The following is a 16,232-nucleotide window of genomic DNA, read 5'->3' as shown; positions in this document are numbered from 1 at the left end:
CTCACTCGCCTCCCTGGATGCGCAGCGTGGTCGCGGCGCGCGGCGGCCGGCGCAACGCGAGCCCCGCGGTGATCAGTACGGGGGTGACGGCCACGCCCGCGACGAGCAGCGCCACCTGGTGCAGGGGGAGCCGGACGAGGACATCGGGTACGGGCCGGGTCGCGTCGCCGGTCAGCACGGTCAGCGGCACCACCGCCCGGGTCAGGAACGTGCCGAGGCCCACCCCCACGAGGAGCGCCAGCGCCACGAGGATGCCCTGCTCGGCGGCGACCAGCCGGGCCAGGCGGCGGCGCGAGGTCCCGAGCGCGCCGAGGATCGCGAACTCGGCGCCGCGCTCCCGCAGCGAACCCGCCGTGTTCACCGCGAAGCCGACCGCCGCCAGCAGGGCCGCGGCGAGAGCGGCCGCGGCGAGCGCCGACTGCGGACCCGCGCCGAGCGGGTCGTCGCGCAGCTGCTCGCCGATCTCCGCGCGCACCACGACCTGCAAGGGGGCGGTGTCGGGGCGGGCCCGCAGCGCGGCCGCCGCCTTCGCGTCGCCGCCGGGGAGCGTGGACAGCCACCACTCGTTCGGGGCGACCGGGTCGGTGCCACCGTCGGCGAGGGCCCGGTTGAGGGCGCGCAGGTCGAGCAGGAGCGCGCCGCCGTCCTTCGCCCCACCGGAGCCGGAGCCGGAGCCGGGTGCCGAGCCGGAGCCCGAACCCGTCGTGGTGGCGCCCGCTTCCGGGCCGGTCGTCGGCAGCGCACGGACGCTGTCCACGATCCGCACCCGTACGGTCGCGATGCCCAGGTCCACGTCGACGCGCTGCCCGGTGCGCGTGCCCGACGAGGCGAGGTAGCGGTCGGTGGCCACCGCGGTGACGTCCCCGGCCTCGGGCCGGACGAGACCGAGGCTGACGTTCACGGTGGGCGGGGCGCCACCCGAGGCGAACTCCGGTGGCACGAAACCGGTTCCGTACACCACGGCCACCGTGTTGCCGGCCCGCTTCATGCCGGCCCGCTTCTTGTCGAGCTTCGGTGGGGTCGGATCGCTCTTGCCGCTCGCGGGAGGAGCGCCGCGCTCCCCCATCGACGTACTCCAACGGGTGCCTTCGAGGTCCAACTTCCGTGCGTGGTCGCCGTGTTCGACGGCAGTGATGCTCTCCAGGGCGATGCGGTGCCGTGCGCCCCGGCCGATGCGTACGTCCGTGTCGAAGTCGAGGCCCGTCACGGAGAGCGGACCGGCCGCCGGGCCGAGGTCCAGACCGAGTTGGTGGACCCGGCCGTCCAGCGGGAGGGAGCCCACCAGGAGGCGGTACGTGAGTCCGTACCGGTCCTGGAGCGTCGCGGAGACGGAGGTGGTCTCGTCGGGGCCGCGACTTCCCGCGCCGTCCAGGTTCGTCGCGCGCAGGCCGAACCGGACGCCTGCCGCCGTAGTGGGAAGCCGCAAGTTCACGGGTTCCGTCGCCTTCGGGGTGACGGCGGCGACGACCTGCCGCGGCGTGGAGTCCGTGAGGTCGTCACGCAGCAGCAGGTCGTCCTGGAGGTGCGCCGTGTCCAGGGCGAGGACCGTGGCTGTCCGGTTGCCGGCGAGCGGCACCTGGAGCCGGTAGCCGGGCGCCGCGTCCCGGACCCCGGGGACCTGCGCATACCGCGCGACCTGGTCCATGCCGGGCTCCGTCGCCAGGACACGGACCGGCGCGCCGGAGCGGAAGTCCGCCTGGTCCGTCTGCGAGTGGTCCCACGAGGCGCCCTGTCCGATCGCCAACATGCCCATGGCGACGGCCAGTACGAGCAGTAGTACGGGTCCGGTGCCGCGCCCCGGACGGCGGCTGAACTGCCAGCCGGCGAGCGCCGCGGGCAGCCCGCGCCCGCTCGCCGCCCGCCGCTCCGCGAGCCGCGCCGCCGGCGGCAGCAGCCGCAGCGTCAGGACGGTGCCCGCGAGCAGCGCGAGGGCCGGGGCCACCACCAGCAGCGGGTCGATGCCGAGGCTTCCCTCGCGGTCGGCGCTGATCGCGCCCGAGCCGCCGGTCTGCCGGTCCAGCTGCCAGTACGCGACACCGGCGATGACGAGCAGCCCGACATCGGCGCCGGCCCGCAGCGGCGCGGGCAGCGCGCGGGCCCGGCCGCGCTCCGGCCCCTGGACGGTCAGCGCGGGCACCGTCACCGCGAGCGCGCAGCCCACCGCGACCGCCGCGCCCACCAGCCACACCGGGCCGTCCGTACCTGCGTCGAGTCGCAGTCCGATCCGTGACAGGGCGCCCTGCGAGGCGACGAGCCGGGTCAGCGGGCCGGCGAGCAGCGGCGCGCACACCGCGGCGGGCAGCGCGAGCAGCAGCGCCTCGGCCGCGGCGAGCCCGGCGATACGGGCGCGGGAGGCACCGCGGGCCCGTAGCGTCCACGTTTCCCCGGCCCGTTCGGCGCTCAGCAGCCGCGCCACGAGGAGCAGCGCGTACGTGGCGAGCAGTACCAGTTGCAGCGCGACGATCAGCAGCGTCGAACGGGCCACGAGCAAGGCCCGCTCGGCCCGGTCGAGCACATCGGGCAGCGACGTGCCGACCGCGGTCGTACCCGCGAGTGCCTTGCTGTGCAGGAGTTCCCGGGGGCCGGCGCGGGCGGCGTCCCGCAGCGCGTCGATCCGGCCGGTCGTCATGGTGCGGAAGTCCGCGGTCGCCAGCCACGCCGACCTGCCGTCACTGACCCTGCCGCCCGCGAGGACCGACGGGTCGGCGAGCAGCGGTCCGTACGTCGTGAAGCTCAGCTTCTGCACGCCGCGCCCGCCGAGCTCGTCCAGCGTCCAGTACGGGGACTGCGGGCGGGCCGGGCGGTAGACGCCGGTCAGCTCGACGGTCACCTCGGGGCCGCCGAACCGGTCGGCGAGGGTGAGCCGGTCGCCCGGTTTCAGCTTCAGCTGCTCCGCGGCGACCTTGGGGAGCGCCGCCTCGATGACGGAGCCGCGGGGCGCGCGCGGCAGCCGGCCGGCGGTGACCTTCACCTCCGAGCGCTCGACCGCCGCGAACCTCGTCAGATCGGGCTGCTTGCCGCGCGGGGTGTGCGGCAGCCCGTACGGGCCCGAGGTGATCAGCGACGCGCGGTGCACGGGCAGCCCGTCGAAGGTGCGCCGGGCGCCCTTGTCGAGCGCGGCGACGGCCGCCTCACGCTCCTTCGCCGGGACGTCGGCGCGGACCACGAGCGCGGTCGTCGCCGCGTCCCGGGTGCGCAGCGAGTGCCGCAGCGAGGCGTCGCCGATCGCGGCGGAGAACGCGCTGAGCATGGCGAGCACCGAGGTCGTCAGCAGCACCGCGAGTACGGCCGCGGTCAGCAGCAGACGGTGCGCCCGCACTCGTAGGAGGACAAAACCCCACACCCGTGCCGCCCCCGAATCCCCGTACCGCGCCTCGCGCCCCCGAAAGTCTGTCCGGATGCTGTCAGAAGCGGGCTTGTTTGGGGAAGAGGTCTGGACCGGATACCGGGGTGGAGTGCTCGGTGAGCGGTGCTTCCCGGGGGTTCTCCAAGGGGTTCTCCGAGGGGCTCTCCGCGGAGGTCAGCCCTCGGTGTTGACCATCGACGCGGCCGCGTACGTCAGGTAGTTCCACAGCGTCCGCTCGTGCTCCTCGGACAGGCCGAGCTCGTCGACCGCGACCCGCATGTGCTTCAGCCACGCGTCGTGCGCCGCCCGGTCCACCTGGAACGGGGCGTGCCGCATCCGCAGCCGCGGATGGCCCCGGTTGTCGCTGTAGATGCGCGGGCCGCCCCAGTACTGCATCAGGAACAGGGCGAACCGCTCCTCGGCGGGGCCCAGGTCCTCCTCCGGGTACATGGGACGCAGCAGCGGGTCCTGTGCGACGCCCTCGTAGAAGCGGTGCACGAGGCGGCGGAAGGTCTCCTCGCCGCCCACCTGCTCGTAGAACGTCTGCTCCTGAAGCGTGTCGCGCGGGATCTCAGTCACCCGTCCATGCTCTCAGACGGGGTGACCGAGGACTTGAGGCTTAAGTCTCCTCAAGTGCCCGCGAGGGGCTCGCCGATCCGGCGTCGGCGCAGGACAGTGGACATATGGGCGCAGAGCACGTCGCGGAACACGTGGAAGAACCCGGAGACCTCGGGCTGCTCGCGGCACGGGCGCGGGCGTCGCTCGTACGGGAGATCGAGGAGAGCGGGGTGTGGGACGCGGACGCGCGGTGGCGGGAGGCGTTCGAGCAGGTGCCGCGCCATCTCTTCGTGCCGTACTACTTCGTCGGCGTGCCCGGCGGCTACGAACGGCTGTGGGGCGAGCACCCGGACCCCGAGCGGCGGCGACGCTGGCTGCGCGGTGCCTACGCGGACCAGCCCCTCGCCACCCGGTTGCGCGACGGGGAGCTGATCTCCTCCAGCAGCCAGCCGTCGCTGATGGCCCGCATGCTGGCCGACCTCGACGTACGCGACGGGGACCGGGTCCTGGAGGTCGGCGCGGGCACCGGCTACAACGCGGCGCTGCTCGCGCACCGGCTGGGCGACGAGGGTGTCACCACCGTCGACCTCGACCCCGAGATCACCGAGGCGGCCCGGACCCATCTCGCCGCCGCCGGGTACCGGCCGGCCGTCGTCACCGGGGACGGGGGGCGCGGGTGTGCCGAGCGGGCGCCTTACGACCGGATCATCGCTACGTGTGCGCTGCGGTCGATTCCGGTGGCGTGGCTGGGGCAGTGCCGGGCGGGGGCCCGGATTCTGGCGCCCGTGTCCACGGGGTTGCTGGCGTTGACCGTGCGGGATGCGGCGTATGCGGAGGGGCGGTTCCTTCACACCCCGGCGTACTTCGTCGCGCTGCGGGGGGATACGGAGGGGCGGGTGCCCGAGCAGCAGATCGGGGGGTTGCCGCGGCGGGCGCTTCAGGAGGAACTGTTCCGGTTCCTGCTCACCCTTACGGCTGGGGCGATGGATCCGCATGAGGCGCTTGCCCTGTGGGAGCGGGAGGGGCGGCCTGCGCGGGAGCGGTTCGGGGTGACGGTTTCCGGGGGCCGGGAGTGGGCGTGGCTGGATGATCCTGGGGGGCCGTATGTGTGGGGGCTGGGGGGTTGTCCGTAGCGAGTTCGCGGCTGCGGGCCGGTGGGGGCAGTTCGCGCAGTTCCCCGCGCCCCTTGAGGGGTTGTTTGTCTGTGCGGCCCGGTGGGGGCTGGTCGCGCAGTTCCCCGCGCCCCTTAATGGGTTGTTTGTTTGTGCGGCGCCGTCGTGGTTGCTCGCGCCGTTCCCCGCGCCCCTGAGATGCGCACTGCGTGCGCCATCTCATGGGGCAGCGGCGAAGCCGCACGCTCCAGGGGCGCGGGGAACGGCGCGAGAAGTTCCAGCGGCCCGCAGTCGGAAAACCCGCCAGGGGCGCGGGGAACTGCGTGATCGGTCACGGCGGTGCCGCAGCCGAGATACCCCCAGGGCCGCGGGGAACGGCGCGAGCTGCCCCCGCTGGACCGGGCCCCCGGACTCAGCCCCGGTGGATCGTGATCGTGGTCCACGCCCCGACATGCACCCGGTCGCCATCCTGAAGCGGAACAGGAACGAACGGCTGGATCGGCTCCTCGCCGCCGTTGACCGTCGTACCGTTCGTCGAGTTCTGGTCGACGACCGCCCACGTACCGTCCGGCTGCTGCACCAGCACCGCGTGCGAGTGCGAGACCCCCGGGTCCTCCGGCGGCACCGACAGATCGATGTCCGGGGTGTCGCCGGTGGAGTGGCGGCGGCGGCCGATCGTGATCTGGTTGCCGATGAGCTGACGCTGCTGCTCGGGCGAGTACGCGGGCAGGTTCAGACCCGAGGCCTCGGGACCGCTGCGGTGCATCATCGCCATGAAGTACTCGCGGTCGGGACCGATCGTCGCCGACCAGCTCACCGGCCCCTGCGGCTGCGGCGGCCCGGGAGGCTGCTGCCCGTACTGCTGCTGCTGGGGCGGCTGCTGCTGGTAGGGCGGCGCGGTCGTCGACGAGGCCGACGGCGGCGAGATCACCCAGTCGTCACCGTTCGTACCGCCACCGGGACCGCCCCCAGGACCGCCACCGGGTCCACCGGGACCGCCGAACGACGGGTTCGCCGGGCGCGGGGCGGCGTTCGGGTTCGGGTAGGCCGGCGGCGCGGGCGGTCCCGGCTGCGTCGGCGCGGGAGCCGGCGGCTGCTGCTGGAACGCCTGCGGGACGCCACCACCCGTCCCGTTCGGCCCCGGCGGGGGGAACGGGGACGGGCCCGACGGTTCGCCGCCCGGGCCGAACGGATTCGGCGGGATCGGCTCGGCCGGCCGGTTCATCTGCGAGGGGCGTGAGCCCTGGTACTCGTACGGGTCGGGCCCCTGCGGCGGCTGCTGGAAACGCAGCGCCGGGTTCGGCCCCTGAGCCCCACCGGGCCCACCGGGCCCACCGGGTCCGCCGGGACCCCCGAATCCGCCGGGTCCGCCCGGGCCACCGGGCCCGCCCTGGTTCGGCAGCGGCGGGTTCGGCGCCGCCGGGGTGTACGACGTCGCCGTGTTCGTGAGGAAGTTCCAGCGGCACTCCTCGCAGAACGGGGCACCGCCCTCACGCGGCGTCCGGCACTGCGGGCACAGCTCGGGCGCTCCGCCCGGGCTCCGCATGCCCTGGGGCGCGGACGGCCCGGGGTATCCGTAACCGGCGGCCGGAGGCGGCGGCGGGGGCACGGCACCGGCCATGCGGTGACCGCAGACCTCGCACCAGTCGTCGGAACCCGACTGGTGTCCGTTCGGGCAGGTCGGCATGTCGGCGCCTCCCCCTCTCCTTCGTACGTACGTGTCGTTGTACGTTCAGTCTGAGCTGCTACTTCTTCACACGAACCGTCTTGGTGGACCGGGTCTCGAGAGTCATCTCGTCGGCTTCCGCGACCTTCGCCTTCAATCGAACAGTACCTTCCGCGGCGTCGACCACGTCCACCACCTTCGAAAGCAGTTTCGCCGTATCGGCGTTCCCGGAGAGCGCCGCGAGCTGCACCGCGCGGCCGAGTTTCGCGGTCGCCCCGTCCGCGTCGCCCGCTTTGCGCGCGTCCAGGCCCTGCTGGATGACCTGCGCCAGTTCGGCCTGGCCCGTGTAGTGCGCGACCTGCGGGTTGATCGACGTAGAGGCCGCCATGTCGTCCGTCCACACCGCGCGGACGAGACCCTGCGACAGGGTCTGCGCCGTGCCGTCCGGCTGCGGGATCACCAGGGAGACGCGGGCGGCGAGCATCTCCTGGCCGAGCTCGGCGTTCGGGACCTGGACGCACACGTGGTAGTCGCGGGACTCGTCGCCCCACGAGCCGGTCGGGTAGTCGCCCGCGCGCGGGCCCGCCTCGGTGCGGCGGTCGGTCAACTCGCCGACGGTGGGAGCCACTTGCTTGACGAACTTGATCTCGGAGCCGAGCGGCGTCCACAGCCGCAGAGCCACGTCGGCGACCTCCTTGCCCATCGCCGTCTCCATCATCTGCGTGAAGTCGGACGCCAGGTGCGCCGGGTCGGCGACGATGTCGGCGGTGCCGAGGAGCGCCGAGGCGACGCCGGTGACCTCCTTCACCTCCCAGTCCGTGCCGACACCGCGGGCGTCGCAGGTGAAGCGGCCCGCGCACGCGTCGAGGGTGGCGCGCAGGTCCTCCGGCGACTCGTGCTCGTTGCGCCCGTCGGTGAGCAGGATGCCGTGCCGGATCCCCACGTCCGCGGAGGACAGGAGACGGTCGGCCAGGCGCAGCCACGTGCCGATCGCGGTGCCGCCGCCCGCGGAGAGCCCCCGCAGCGCCTGCTTGGCCTGGTCGCGGGTGGTCGGGTCGGCGACGGCGAGCCGCCCGGCACCCGGATAGACCTCCTTGGCGACGTGCGTGCCCGCGATCACCGCGAAGTGCACGCCGTCGCGCAGGGTGTCGATCGCCGCGGCCGAGGCGTCGCGGGCGCCGCGCATCTTCGTCGGCGGGTAGTCCATCGAACCGGAACAGTCCACCATCAGCGCCACCGCGGCGTCCGGGCCCCCGCCCGTGCCGTACAGCTGCGGGGCGCCGACGGAGGTGCCGATGGTGCCGCCGCCGGTGGACGTCACGGTGACGATCGCGTTGACCTCGCGGCCGCCCTCCGGCAGGAACTCGTTCTGATAGACCTCGACCGAGAACTGCGGAATGTTCGACTTAGAGAAGTTGGCCATGGTGACAAGTCCCCCCTGAACAAGACCATTCGTGGCATATGACGCGTTCCCCCGTGACACACGGCACGATGACATACGGCACGAGCCGGACGGACCGCCCGACTACGCCGATCCTGCCCCCTGCTGCGGCACGGGGAACGGCAGCACCGCCACTGTTACGTTGTCGTGGCCGCCGCCGTCGAGCGCGTGTCCGACGAGTACCTGGGCACAGTGCAGCGGGCGCAGCGCCGCGTCGGCGGGCACGATCCGCGCCATGTCGTGCGCGCCCTCCGCGTAGTTCCACAGTCCGTCGGTGCACACCACCACCACACCAGGCCGGTCCGGTTTGAAGGAAGCGGTGTGCGGCTCCAGTTCGTACGCGTCCGCGCCGAGCCAGCCCGTGATGGCGTGGGCCCGCTCGTCGGCGTACGCCTCCGCCTCGTTCATCAGACCCGCCGCGACCATCTGCGCGGCCCACGAGTCGTCCTCGGTGAGCCGGGCCGCGGGCGCCGTGCGGTCGTCGGGCACCCAGTAGGCGCGCGAATCGCCGACCCAGCCGACGATCAGCAGCTCACGCGTGATGATCGAACCAACGAAGGTGCACGCCGGCGCGTTCTGGTGCGGCTGGTGCTCGCGGGCCGTCTCGGGCTCCTGCGCCAGGGCGTTGACCGATTCGGCGGCGGCCACGATCGCCTCGTGCATGGCCTGCTGCGGGTGCGTGCCGCGGGGCAGCGAGTCGTGCAGCGCCTCGTTGGCGGCGCGGGACGCGGCGAGCGACGCGTCGTCGGGACGGGTCGCCGAGGACACCCCGTCGCAGACGACGGCGACGACCGCGGGGGAGCCGTCGGGCAGCGCGGCCGAGGAGATCGCGAACGCGTCCTCGTTCCGGTGGTGCCGCAGGCCCCGGTCGCTGACGGCGGCGACCGCGCCCAACTCCTGCTCCATGTGGTCGCGTTCGCGCGGCTGGGCGTGCCCGCAGTTCTCGCAGTAACCGTCCGCGTCGACCTGCCCGGCGCGGCACGCCACGCACAGCTTGGTGCCCGCGGGCGGCGTCGCGCTCTCCAGCTCCTCGGGCGGCACCGTCCGCGGATCGGGCGCGGCGAGCGGGAAGTCACCGTCCGCGGGGTCGTCGGTCCGCACGGCGGCGGGCAGCGCGGCCCCGTCGGACTCGGTGCCCACGAGGTCGGCCGGCAGATGCGTCGGCGCGGGTGTGTCCGAGCTGTCCAGCTCGGGAGCGTCCGGCCAGTCCACCGCGGCGGCCTCCTCCGCCGCCCCGGGGGCGGCCATGGTCAGTGTCGGCCGGTCGTCGGGCACGGACGGCTCCGACGACAGGTCGTATCCACAGGCCCCGCAGAAGCGGTCGCCCTCGTCGAGCGGCTCCTCGCAGCTGGGGCACGTGGCTAGCTGGTGCGTCTGTGACATCAACTCACACCCACGTCCGGGGGCGGTAGCGGTTGGCCCGCTCCACCAGTTCGATCCTCTCCTCGCCGCGCTGAGCGAGCCTGGCAAGTGTCCGGTACGAGCGCTCCAGGCCGAGGCGCAGGCCGCGCTCGTCCAGATCACTGCCGAGTACCACCGTGCGCCCGGGGCCCTGAGGCTGACCGGAACCCTGCCTACCGGAGAGTACCCAGTCCAGCGCCGTACCGAGGACCTCGGTGGACAACTCTTCGCGGCGCACCGCGTCGAGGCCGAACGAGTCGAGCGCCTCGACCTGTCCGGCCGCCGCCGTCAGATCGTTCAGCAGCGGGTCGCCTTGGGCCCCGTTCGCCCCGTTGACGCCTTCGGTCATACGTCCCCGAAGGCGCGCCCGCACCGAGGCGACGCGGGCCGCCGTGTAGTGGATCGACGACTCCGGGACCGATTCCAGGGTGCGCACCGCGCCGCCCCGGTCGCCGGCCGCGAGCTGTACCCGCGCCAGACCGAACGCGGCGCTCACATAGCTCGGGTCGGTGGACCACACGAGGCGGTAGTACTCCGCCGCGTTGTCCAGCTGGCCGAGCACCTCCGCGCAGACGCCGAGCGCCAGCTTCGGCGCGGGCTCGCCCGGGAACGCGTCGTAGATCGCGTCGAACGACAGCGCCGCGCTCTCGTGGTCGCCCGTCGTGAGCGCCGCGACACCCCGGTACCAGACCACCCGCCAGTCGTCCGGGTGGTCGGCCTCGAGCGCCGCGAGACCCCGTACCGCCGAGTCCAGGTCACCCATCTCCAGGCGGGCCCGCAGCTCGCGCAGGCGCAGCTCCAGGGAGCCGGTGGGCGCCGCGTGCAGCGCCGCGATCAGCTCGGCCGGCGCGGACGCCATCAGGCCCGCGAGGAACCCCGCGTTCGGATCGCCCGGATCCACCCGCGGCACCGGCAGGGCCAGCGCGGTGGCCTGCGCCTGGAGCCGCTTGACGAGCGCGGACGGGGACGGCGGCAGGACCGGCATCGGCGGGGCGGCGAGCGCGGCGGCCTTCTGGCGTACGCGCACGGGGATCACCCGCGCCCCCAGGTGCGAGACCTCGCCCGCCTGCCGGGCGAACAACTCGGTGTCGGTGACCTTCACCTCGGGCCCGAACAGTGTCGACAGGGCGGGCCGCGGCCGGTTCGTCTGGAGGGCCACGACCTCGCGCAGCACCCCGGTCAGCTGCTCGGTCATCTCCTGCGCGGAGGCGAACCGGCGGGCCGGGTCCGGATCGGTGGCGCGGACGAGGAGCCGGTAGAACGACTCGTAGCGGCGGAAGACCTCGATGTTGTCGGGGTCGGGCAGGGAGTCCACGTACACGTTCGTGTAGCCCTGGAAGTCGAAGGTCAGGACCGCGAGGGTGCGGGCGACCGTGTAGAGCTCGGAGGCGATGGACGGGCCGACCTCGGCGACCTCGGGCGCCTGATAGCCGACCGTGCCGTAGATCGCGGACTCGTCGTCGTCCATCCGCCGGACCGCGCCCATGTCGATGAGCTTGAGCTGGTCCTCGGTCTGGATCGCGTTGTCGACCTTGAAGTCGCAGTACAGCAGGTTGCGGCTGTGCAGATGCCCGAGAGCCTCCAGAGCCTCGATGCCGTACGCGCAGGCCTGCTCCACGGGCAGCGGGTCGCGCTTGCCGGCGGGCGTGCGCCGCTCGTTGGCGATCTCCTTGAGCGACTTGCCGCCGACGTACTCCATGACGATGTAGCCGTCCATGGAGCCGGTGCGCTGGTCGAGGTGCTCGACGAAGTTGTAGATGCGCACGATGTTGGAGTGCTCGATCTCCGCGAGGAAGCGCCGCTCCGATATGGCCGCCGCCATCGCGTCCTGGTCACCGGTGTCGAGCAGGCCCTTCAGGACCACCCAGCGGTCGGACACGGCCCGGTCGACGGCGAGGTAGACCCAGCCGAGACCACCGTGCGCGAGACAGCCCACGACCTCGTACTGGCCGTGCACGACGTCACCGGCGCCCAGCTTCGGCACGAACGAGTACGGGTGGCCGCACTTCGTGCAGAACCCCTCCGTGCGGCCGGGCCGGTCCCCGCGCGCCCGCCCCACGGGCGCCCCGCAGTCCGAACGTGAACAGAACCGCTTCCGCTCGGGCACCTCGGGGTTGTCCTGCACCATCACGCGCGGGTCGGGCCGCGGCACGTCCGGGACGCGCACCAGGCCCGCGCCGAGCCGCGCACGGCCCGAACTGCTCGCCGTGGAGCCGGAGCTGCGCACCGACACCGACCGGGACGTCGACCTGCCCGACAGCGAACGGGACAGCCGCCCCGACACCGACCGGCGCGACTGCGAGGACCGGGACGACATGCGCGCCGACCGCGCCGACCTGCCGGAGGACGCCGAGCTCTGCGAGCCCCGCGAACCGCCGCCCGCGATCCCGGTGGGCGGCGACGACACCAGACCGGTCGGCGACACCACCGGAGCAAGCCCGCAGGTGTCGCAGTACAGCTCGCCGCCGCCCATGTCCTCGTAGGAGCCGCCGCAGCCGGGGCGCTGGCAGCTCCGGTCCACCGCCCCGGACCGCGCGGGCGCGCTCACGGCGGCGGCGTCCGGCTTCAGCCCGCAGGTGTCGCAGTAAAGCTCCCCGCCCATGTCCTCGTACGACCCCGTGCAACCGGGCCGCGTGCACCTGTGCTCCTCGGCCATGCCTACGACTCCCCCCTACGGTCGGTGGGCGCGGCCCGCTCGGGCCCGCCCGCCGACAACACCTCGGCGGCCGCCCGCTGGTACCGCAGCACCGCCTGTTCCGCCACCCGCAGATCGCAGGGCGCGCTCCACAGCATGCGGCGCGCCGCGTCGTACCGCTCCACGAGGAACGGGTCCTCGGCGAAACCGAGACTCCCGACCTTCGCCTTGTACGCGTCGAGCCGCCCGCGCAGCTCGGCGCGGACGGCCAGGGGAGCGGTCACCGCGGTCAACGACTCGCGGGCACGCAGCAGTTCGTCGTCGGCCTTCGACTCCAGCGACTCGAGGAGCGGCGAGAGCCGGTGCCACTGGCCGTGTCTGCGGTACTCGGCGGCCCTCGCCAGCTGCTCCTGGAGGGCGATCGGCGGACCGGACACCGCGGGCACCTCCGACGCGGCGATCTTGGCGAGGACCTCGCCGCGCGCCGATCTCGCCTCGGCGAGCGTACGGTCCGCGCGCGAGAGCACGTCCCGCAGCCGGCCGAGCCGCGCCTCCGCGTCCTGGCGGACCGTGAGCACGGCCTCGATCTCGCGCCGCACCTCTTCCAGGGCGCGGGCCTGCCGGTCGTACGCCGTCGTGTCGGGCCGTCCGCCACCCGGGGCCGAACTCCCCTGTGCCTTCTGCCAGTACGTGAGCGGGTCCGACACCACCTGCTCGCGAAGCCGGGTCAGTGAGCTCGTGATCCGCTCCAGGTCGTCACCGGCCGGATGCTCCCCCGGCCGTACGCCCACGGAGTGCGCGAGCTGCCGGGTGCGGCCCAGCTCGGCGGCGAGCATGTCGATCCGGGCGGGCAGCGCCGACCACACCGCGTCGGCGGCCACGACCATGTCGAGGGACGACGCGTACAGGTCGTTCATCCGCTGCACGAGCGCGGCCAGCGTGAAGTGCTCGGACAGCTTCGCGGGACCGGTGATCGACTGTGCGCCGCCGGTGGTGCTCGCGCCCGAGGCGACCGTGACGGCCTCGCCGCGCAGCAGCTCCGTCAGCTCGCCGAGGTCGTCCCTGTTCGGCCACTTGCGCCGGGAGCGGACCTCGCGCGCGGTGCGCAGCGCGTGCGCGTACGCGTCGAAGTACGACCACAACAGCGTGATCGCCTGCTCGGCCGCCGCCCAGCGGTCCCGGGTCGCCCCGGTCAGCTGAGCCCCTTCGAGCAGGCGCCGTCCGGCGTGGTCCTGGAGCGCGAGCAGCGACGTCTCGATCGCCTCGTGCTCGGCACCGAGCCGGGCCAGGGCACGGTCCACCTCATCCCGGTCCATCACCGGACCAGGGGGTCCCGCGACGCCCATCGATCACCTCTCGCTTCTTCCGGATCCACAACCGACCGCAGACCGCCGCTACGATCTCTGCCCCACACGCCCTGCCGCTACTTGTACTTCGGTGCCGGCGGCCCCTCCGAGGCGCCCAGCGCCTGCTTCAGCCAGTGGTCGTACGACTTCTGCCAGCCGCCGGACTTGCGGTAGTCCTCCAGAATCCCGTTCACCCGGCGAACCAGCTCGTCCGAACCTTTCTTCATGGCGACGCCGTAGTACTCCTTGGTGAACGGCTCGCCCTTCAGCTGCACCGTCGGGTCCTGCGCGGCCTGGCTCGCCGCGAGCGCGCCGTCGGTGACCACCGCGTCGACCTCGCCGAGCTGGAGCCGCACCAGGCAGTCCAGCTGGTTGGGCACCGTCTCGGAGATGTCCGTGTCGGCCGGGATCTTCCGGTCCGTCCGGCCCTGCTTCAGCGCCGACTCCGCCGTCGAACCGGCCGCCGAACAGACCCGCTTGCCGCCCAGCGACTTGTCGAAACCGTCGATGTCCGAGGCCTTCGGGGCGAGCACCTGCTGGCCGGTCTGGAAGTACGCCGTGGAGAAGTCGACGTCCTTGAGCCGCTCACAGCTGATCGTCATCGTGCGCACCACCATGTCGACGTCGCCGCGCTGGATCGCGGGGATGCGCTGGTTGGTGGGGATGGCCTTGAAGCGGATCTTGTCCGGGCTGCCGAGGATCTCCCTGGCGATCTCATGGGCGAGATCGATGTCGAAGCCCTCCAGCTCACTGGACTCGTCCAGGTTGTTGGGGTCGCGGTACCCCCAGCGGTAGCTGTTCTGGTCGACGCCGACCGACACGTAGCCGCGGTCCATGATGGCCTGCACGGCGCCGCCGCTGTCGCTGCCGGACCGGCTCACGCTGCGCTCCGGCTCCTTGCCCTCCACGTCCGCGTCGCAGTCGTCCGCCCTGGCCTGCACCCCGGCGGCCACACCGCCCGGGCCGGCGCCCGTGCTCCCGTCGCCACCGACCGCCCCGCCGCGCTGCGTCAGGGGGAGCAGCAGCGCGAACACCACCGTCAGGGCGCACGCGACCGCCATCGTCGCCACGCCGCCCCAGCCGCGCAGACTCACCTTGCGGGTACCTCGCTCCTCCATGGCCGCACCCCCTCTCACCGGTACTCCGAAAGCCTGCGCCCGATGCCGAGCACCGCGCCCGCGGCGGCGAGCACGGCCAACAGCGCGGCACCGGCGGGCAGTCCGGTCATCGCGTCGCGTCCGCCGCCCGCGTCCGCGCTGAACTGACGCTGCTCGTGCGTGAGCGCCTTGTCGAGATTCTGGTCCACCAGATCGAAGCACTCACTCGTCGGCTTGGACTCCTTCGACCCGATGATCTTGTCGAGGGCGCGCTGGTAGTTGCCGTCGTCGTCCTCGTCGCGGGCCTCACCGTGCCGCTTGAGCCATTCCTTCATGCTCGCGTTCGCCCCGTTCACCGGGGTGCGGCCCGCGCTGTCGTCGGCCAGTGCGTCCGCCGCCGTCAGCTTCTTCGCCAGCAGGTCCATCTGCTTCTCGAAGTCGACGTCGTACTTGTCCTTGGACACGCCGTTGACGCTCGTCGTCTCGGCGCCGCGGCTGACCAGCGTCAGGTTCTCGTTCCCCCGCGCCTTCAGGGACGCGATGCTCGCGTCGTGCAGCACGTTCAGCGACCGGACGCCGTCGTCGTACGAGGAGTTGAGCCCGCTGCGCGCGACAGTGTGCCCCACGACGAGCCAGAGCAGGACGACGACGGAGGCGGCCGTGGCGGCGAGCATCCCGTGGTTGAACACCCGGTTCGTCAGCCGGTAGTTGCGGCGCTGGGCCCAGGCGAGCGCCGCGAGGGCGAGCACGCCGAACGCGATCGCGATCCACGGGTAGGGCGTCGCCGCGTCGTAGTCGTCCCGCAGCCGCTCGTTCTCCGTCGTGTAGAGGTTCTCCGCCTCGGGGAGCATCTCGGTCTGCATCTTCTCGTTCGCGTACCGCAGGTAGGCGCCGCCCAGCGGGAAACCCTGCCGGTTGTTGGCCCGGGCCCGCTCGATGAGGCCCTTGTACTGCGGCAGCAGCGTGTTCAGCTTCTTGATCGTCTCGGCAGAGCGGGTGCCCGGGTCGGTGCTGGCGGCGGCGGTCACGAGCTTCTGCGCGGCGGTACGGATGTTCCTCTCGTACCGGTCGCGCACGGCGGCGGGCTCCTCGCCGCCCGCCAGGAAGCCGCTGGACGCGGCCGTGTTGGCGTCGGCGAGGGAGCGGTAGATGTCGGCGGCGTCGGCGCTCAGCGGCTGGCTCGAGTGCAGTACGTCGTCGGCGGCGGCGGAACGGTCCGTCATCTGCCAGGCCGTCGTCGCCCCGAACGCGACGACGAGCAGGGCCAGTACCGCGCCGATGATGCGCAGCCGGCCCGGCTCGGTGGTGGCCGCCGCGCGCAGCCGGTCGACGCCCTCCGCCCAGGCGGTGCGGCGCGGGGGAGCGGGGGGTGCGGGTACGGGTGGTGCCGCGCCCCGCGTCTGCTGCGGTGGCACGCTCGGCCTCGTCGGCGCGGCGGGGTGCCCGGGGTGCCCCGGTGGCGCCGCGCTTCCGTTCGGCGGGTATGTCACTCGACCCTCCCCCATGGTCGTACGTCGGCCGCAAGTATCGCTGCCGCGACAGACATCCGCACAGCCATTGACTCGATCTTGTTTGCGAGCCCTTCTCCTGAACACGAGTGGGGGATGTGTTCGGTTCCCGAGTACGGACG

The 16,232-nt window shown here is 73.1% G+C and carries 11 protein-coding genes; 2 read left to right on the top strand and 9 right to left on the bottom strand.

The features are described 5' to 3' along the window. Position 1: 1 nt before the first annotated feature. Together ABD366_RS34445 and ABD366_RS34440 are read right to left on the bottom strand one after the other, a co-directional pair. Positions 2–3,343 (bottom strand): FtsX-like permease family protein, encoded by a 3,342-nt coding sequence (locus ABD366_RS34445; protein ID WP_344443076.1) that lies wholly within the window; start codon positions 3,341–3,343, stop codon positions 2–4. Between the two features lie 177 nt (positions 3,344–3,520). Further along, positions 3,521–3,925, bottom strand: coding sequence for a globin (locus ABD366_RS34440; protein WP_324769901.1), 405 nt, complete (start codon positions 3,923–3,925; stop codon positions 3,521–3,523). A gap of 104 nt (positions 3,926–4,029) precedes the next feature. On the opposite strand from ABD366_RS34440, the gene ABD366_RS34435 reads away from it, so the two are divergent. Then, on the top strand, positions 4,030–5,037 hold the full coding sequence (locus tag ABD366_RS34435) for a methyltransferase domain-containing protein (RefSeq protein WP_324769903.1): 1,008 nt from the start codon (positions 4,030–4,032) through the stop codon (positions 5,035–5,037). A 391-nt stretch (positions 5,038–5,428) separates the two neighbouring features. Here ABD366_RS34435 and ABD366_RS34430 read toward each other — a convergent pair whose 3' ends face one another. The 4 genes from ABD366_RS34430 to ABD366_RS34415 form a co-directional block, all read right to left on the bottom strand. Beyond that, positions 5,429–6,703: an FHA domain-containing protein gene (locus ABD366_RS34430; RefSeq protein ID WP_324769904.1), complete on the bottom strand. Its 1,275-nt coding sequence runs from the start codon at positions 6,701–6,703 to the stop codon at positions 5,429–5,431. Positions 6,704–6,761: 58 nt separating this feature from the next. Beyond that, complete coding sequence (locus ABD366_RS34425) at positions 6,762–8,105, bottom strand: vWA domain-containing protein (protein ID WP_324769906.1); 1,344 nt, start codon at positions 8,103–8,105, stop codon at positions 6,762–6,764. A gap of 102 nt (positions 8,106–8,207) precedes the next feature. Then, positions 8,208–9,506, bottom strand: coding sequence for a PP2C family protein-serine/threonine phosphatase (locus ABD366_RS34420; protein ID WP_324769908.1), 1,299 nt, complete (start codon positions 9,504–9,506; stop codon positions 8,208–8,210). A 4-nt stretch (positions 9,507–9,510) separates the two neighbouring features. Continuing rightward, positions 9,511–11,757 (bottom strand): serine/threonine-protein kinase, encoded by a 2,247-nt coding sequence (locus ABD366_RS34415; protein ID WP_425577002.1) that lies wholly within the window; start codon positions 11,755–11,757, stop codon positions 9,511–9,513. Between ABD366_RS34415 and ABD366_RS43630 the strand changes: the two genes are divergently transcribed. Then, the gene (locus ABD366_RS43630) at positions 11,732–12,007 is read left to right on the top strand and encodes a hypothetical protein (RefSeq protein WP_425577001.1); all 276 of its coding nucleotides are present in this window, start codon (positions 11,732–11,734) and stop codon (positions 12,005–12,007) included. The genes ABD366_RS34415 and ABD366_RS43630 overlap by 26 nt on opposite strands. Before the next feature lie 175 nt (positions 12,008–12,182). Here the strand turns inward: ABD366_RS43630 and ABD366_RS34410 are convergent, their stop codons facing one another. From ABD366_RS34410 to ABD366_RS34400, 3 genes are all read right to left on the bottom strand, one after another. Then, complete coding sequence (locus tag ABD366_RS34410; protein ID WP_324769910.1) at positions 12,183–13,505, bottom strand: coiled-coil domain-containing protein; 1,323 nt, start codon at positions 13,503–13,505, stop codon at positions 12,183–12,185. 77 nt (positions 13,506–13,582) lie between these two features. Continuing rightward, the gene (locus tag ABD366_RS34405) at positions 13,583–14,623 is read right to left on the bottom strand and encodes a glutamate ABC transporter substrate-binding protein (RefSeq protein ID WP_324769911.1); all 1,041 of its coding nucleotides are present in this window, start codon (positions 14,621–14,623) and stop codon (positions 13,583–13,585) included. A 14-nt stretch (positions 14,624–14,637) separates the two neighbouring features. Next, positions 14,638–16,092 carry a hypothetical protein gene (locus ABD366_RS34400; protein WP_324769912.1) on the bottom strand — a complete coding sequence of 485 codons (1,455 nt, stop codon included), beginning with the start codon at positions 16,090–16,092 and terminating at the stop codon, positions 14,638–14,640. Positions 16,093–16,232 lie beyond the last annotated feature (140 nt).

It is taken from the genome of Streptomyces kunmingensis (assembly GCF_039533535.1).
Lineage (GTDB): Bacteria > Actinomycetota > Actinomycetes > Streptomycetales > Streptomycetaceae > Streptomyces > Streptomyces kunmingensis.
This window is presented reverse-complemented; position numbering and strand designations above follow the sequence as displayed.

Bases quoted from the DNA above. Each gene is read 5' to 3' on its own strand.
- ABD366_RS34435 (WP_324769903.1), top strand. From the start codon at position 4,030: ATGGGCGCAGAGCACGTCGCGGAACACGTGGAAGAACCCGGAGACCTC.
- ABD366_RS34405 (WP_324769911.1), bottom strand. From the start codon at position 14,623: ATGGAGGAGCGAGGTACCCGCAAGGTGAGTCTGCGCGGCTGGGGCGGC.
- ABD366_RS34425 (WP_324769906.1), bottom strand. From the start codon at position 8,105: ATGGCCAACTTCTCTAAGTCGAACATTCCGCAGTTCTCGGTCGAGGTC.
- ABD366_RS34420 (WP_324769908.1), bottom strand. From the start codon at position 9,506: ATGTCACAGACGCACCAGCTAGCCACGTGCCCCAGCTGCGAGGAGCCG.
- ABD366_RS34410 (WP_324769910.1), bottom strand. From the start codon at position 13,505: ATGGGCGTCGCGGGACCCCCTGGTCCGGTGATGGACCGGGATGAGGTG.
- ABD366_RS34430 (WP_324769904.1), bottom strand. From the start codon at position 6,703: ATGCCGACCTGCCCGAACGGACACCAGTCGGGTTCCGACGACTGGTGC.